The organism is Streptomyces sp. NPDC001933 (assembly GCF_042890955.1).
Classification (GTDB): Bacteria; Actinomycetota; Actinomycetes; order Streptomycetales; family Streptomycetaceae; genus Streptomyces.
Genome location: NZ_JBIASS010000102.1, coordinates 1 through 3,302, shown reverse-complemented (window position 1 = coordinate 3,302; position 3,302 = coordinate 1). Strand labels below are relative to the sequence as shown.

The 3,302-nt window shown below is 69.4% G+C and carries 2 protein-coding genes and 2 pseudogenes; 2 read left to right on the top strand and 2 right to left on the bottom strand.

All coding sequences use genetic code 11. The features are described from left to right. Nucleotides 1-372: pseudogene (locus ACFYY7_RS45500) on the bottom strand (hypothetical protein); the annotation flags it as partial. 580 nt (nt 373-952) lie between these two features. Here ACFYY7_RS45500 and ACFYY7_RS45495 point away from each other — a divergent pair. Further along, nucleotides 953-1,618 (top strand): ArsR/SmtB family transcription factor, encoded by a 666-nt coding sequence (locus ACFYY7_RS45495; RefSeq protein ID WP_388672317.1) that lies wholly within the window; start codon nt 953-955, stop codon nt 1,616-1,618. Continuing rightward, on the top strand, nt 1,615-2,952 hold the full coding sequence (locus tag ACFYY7_RS45490) for an MFS transporter (RefSeq protein ID WP_388672314.1): 1,338 nt from the start codon (nt 1,615-1,617) through the stop codon (nt 2,950-2,952). The genes ACFYY7_RS45495 and ACFYY7_RS45490 overlap by 4 nt, the downstream gene beginning before the upstream one ends. Nucleotides 2,953-3,106: 154 nt before the next feature. Here the strand turns inward: ACFYY7_RS45490 and ACFYY7_RS45485 are convergent. Then, nucleotides 3,107-3,302: pseudogene (locus ACFYY7_RS45485) on the bottom strand (IS630 family transposase); the annotation flags it as partial.

Genomic DNA, 3,302 nt, shown 5'->3' with positions numbered 1-3,302 from the left:
CAACCGAGATCCTCTGCCGTGCTGCCGCTGCCCGTGGTCAGAGCTGGGGGCATTCCTCCGTACGCAACTGGGGAGAAAAGTCCGTACGCCGACAGGCGGGGCCAGGACGCTCGCCAGATACGCGGTGAACGCCGGATCTTCGGACAGCACCTCCGATAGCTTCTCGCGCAACCGCGAGCGCGCATCGGGATCGTCCGGTGTCTGTTCCACCGCCGACATGGCTTCGACTCCCTGGTCGACGCTGCTCAATCGGCTGCGCACCAGATCGACGGCCACGTTGCCTGCCGCACCGCCAGCCGCGGTCGCCGCAGCGGCAGCCGCCTGTGCCACCGCCTCCACCGCAGTAGTCGCCAGGTCCATCCCGTCTGCCATACCTGTCCCCCTCAGGCTCCCCGAGTCCCCCCAAGCATCGTATTGCGCAGCGGAGTTGAATGACCGGAGAATCGCAGCTCAGGCAGCATTCACCCGCTCGGTCGGGCGGAGGCCGACTAGTCAACGAAGCCAGCGTTCTGACCAGCAACAAAACGGTGCGCCGCTGAACCGTCGCCAAGCAACTCCTGGCCCGTCTCAACCGCGACGGAGGTAAGACCAGGGGGAGGTCCACCCGTCCTGTCCTGGCCGAGCCGCCGAAAGCCAGCCACGACGATGCCCGCAGGCAACCGAGCGGGCGTGTGTGCCTCCAGCAACCTCTCTCCGGCCCCAACCACGCCTTTCCTTCGTAGGCGGCGAACTGCTCACAGCCTCCTACGGCGGCCAACCGCCCCGCCGGGGCACCGCGAGCCCGCCAGGGCTGAGGAGCTACCGGCCCCGCGCGCCGCCGCACCCCAAGAGCGCGAGTTTCCGTCGACCAGAGGGCAGGCGGGTCAGCACATTTGAGCAGCGGCCCCTCGCAAGCGAGCTGAACCGCGAAGAGTTCTTCGCGAAGAACTCTTTGCGGACTGCGGTGTGTCGCATGGCTGATGCAGTGGAGAGGCCGGATGGCCCGAACGTTGAAGAGGACTCGGTTGTCCTGGATGCCAAGGGGCTGCGTGCCCTGGCGCATCCGGTGCGCGTGCAGGTGGTCGGCCTGCTGCGGAAGTACGGCCCGTCGACGGCCACCCGCCTCGCGGAGCGGCTGGGCGTGAATTCCGGCACGGCCAGCTACCACCTCCGGCAACTCGACACGGCCGGTTTCGTCGAGGAGGACACCGAACGCGGCAACGCTCGGGAGCGCTGGTGGCGTTCGGTGCACCGGACTACCTGGTTCAACGATCCGGAGCTGGCCGAGCGGGAGCCCGAAGCCGCACTGGCCTACCAGCAGTCCGTCGCCGCCATCTGCACCCTGCGCACGCAGCAGGCCCTGAATGGGCTTCAGACGATGCCCCGCGCATGGCGGAACACCTTCGACATGAGCGACTGGGCTTTGCGGCTTACGCCGGAAGAGGCCGCCGTCCTGTACCGGGAGTTGGCGGAAGTCATCGCGCGCTACCGGCGAGACGCGCCGGAGACGGCGGCAAGTGCCCCGGCGGGGGCCGAGCGGGTTGCCGTGATCACGCAGATCCTGCCCGAACTGGATGTGCCTGCCGTGTCGTCGTTCCCTTCCCGCCCTCAGGAAGAGGAAGGGAACCCGACGTCATGACCGACGACGCCTCGGAGGTCGGCGGCATACCCGGCAAGAGGTCCTTACGACCGCTGGGCGGGGTGCTGGCGGCCATGGCCGTGTCGCTGACCGGCACTCGGATCTCCGCTGTGGCACTGCCCTGGTTCGTCCTCGTCACCACCGGCAGTGCCACCCAGACCGGACTGGTCGCCTTCTGCGAGATGACTCCCTACGTGGTGGTCAAGGCGTTCACCGGGCCGCTGGTGGACCGGATCGGCCCGCGGGCCGTTTCCTGGACCACCGATCTGGCCAGCGCGACCGCCGCCGCCGCGGTTCCCCTGCTCCACACCCTGGACCTGCTGTCCTTTCCCCTTCTGCTGGTTCTGGTCGCGCTGATCGGCGCGATCCGGGGACCCGGCGACCTGGCCAAGGAGGTGATGGTCCCGGGGGCGGCTGAGCGCGGCCGGGTGCCGCTGGAGCGGGCCACCGGTCTGGCCGGTGTGATCGAGCGGCTCGCCTCCACCGTCGGCCTGGCGGTCGGCGGGTCCCTGGTGGCGCTGCTCGGACCCTTGACGGGGCTCGCCGTCAACGCGGGCTGCTTCGCCCTCGGATCGGTGATCATCAAACTCGCGCTTCCTCGCGGCATGGGGCATGCGGCCGAGGAAGCCCCCTCGCCGGCCGAGGGGACCGGACCGGGCTACTGGCGGCGGTTCGGCGAAGGCTTCACCTTCCTGCGCGGCGAGCCGCTGCTGCTCACCGTCATCGTCATGTGCGGCATCACCAACCTGCTGGACGCGGCGATCACCTCGGTGCTCGTACCTGTCTGGGCCAGGGAGTCCGGCAACGGGCCGACCACGATCGGCCTGATGGGCAGCGTGATGGGGGCCGCGGCGGTCGGCGGGAGCCTGATCGCCGCGGTGGTCGCGCACCGGCTGCGGCGGCGGGTGGTGGTTCTCACCGGGTTCCTGCTGGCCGGGGCACCGAGGTTCCTGATCCTCACCTTCGACGCCCCGTGGGGGGTGGTACTGGCCGTCTTCGCCATCAGTGGGTTCGGCGCCGGCTTCGTCAACCCAGTGCTGGGAGCCGTCCTCGTCGAGCGGGTGCCGCGCCGGATGCTGGGCCGGGTCAACGCCCTCGGTGACTCGCTGGCCTGGGCCGGCATCCCTCTCGGCGGGCTGCTCGCAGGGGCGGCGGTGGCCGCTGTCGGACTCGTGCCGGTGCTGCTCGCCTGCGGCGCCGCGTACTTCTTCACCACGAATCTGGCTGGACTGCGGCCGGAGTGGCGCGAGATAGACCGTACGCGGGGGCGGGGCGTCCTGAAGCCGCACTCCAAGGAAGACGCCTCACAAGACAGTGCGAACGCAGCGACATGACGTCTACGGGAGGGAGGTGGACCATCTGGCTTCCTTCTCCCTCCCACCGCTCCTTCTCCCCCGCCCACGCTTCACGCACACTCAGCGTTCTAGTTGGCCGGAGCTGCGCAAAGCTGGCCGAGCCGGAGGCTCGACCAGTACTGACTTCGGCGTATTAGGGTCTGTCCGGTCTGTCGAGAGCGAGGCCCGTCCCGGCGAGGAATCCGCCGAGGGTGCCGTGCCGGTACTGCAGCGCTTTGAGTCGCCTGCGGAGCGGAGTCTCCAGCTCGTTGAGGGTGCGGGCGGCCAGGTTGGCCAGGCTCCGCTTGATGTGCGCCCACAGGCCCTCGACCGGGTTGAGGTCGGGCGCG

Coding starts and splice junctions, on each gene's coding strand:
- ACFYY7_RS45490 (WP_388672314.1), top strand. CDS start 1,615: ATGACCGACGACGCCTCGGAGGTCGGCGGCATACCCGGCAAGAGGTCC.
- ACFYY7_RS45495 (WP_388672317.1), top strand. CDS start 953: ATGGCTGATGCAGTGGAGAGGCCGGATGGCCCGAACGTTGAAGAGGAC.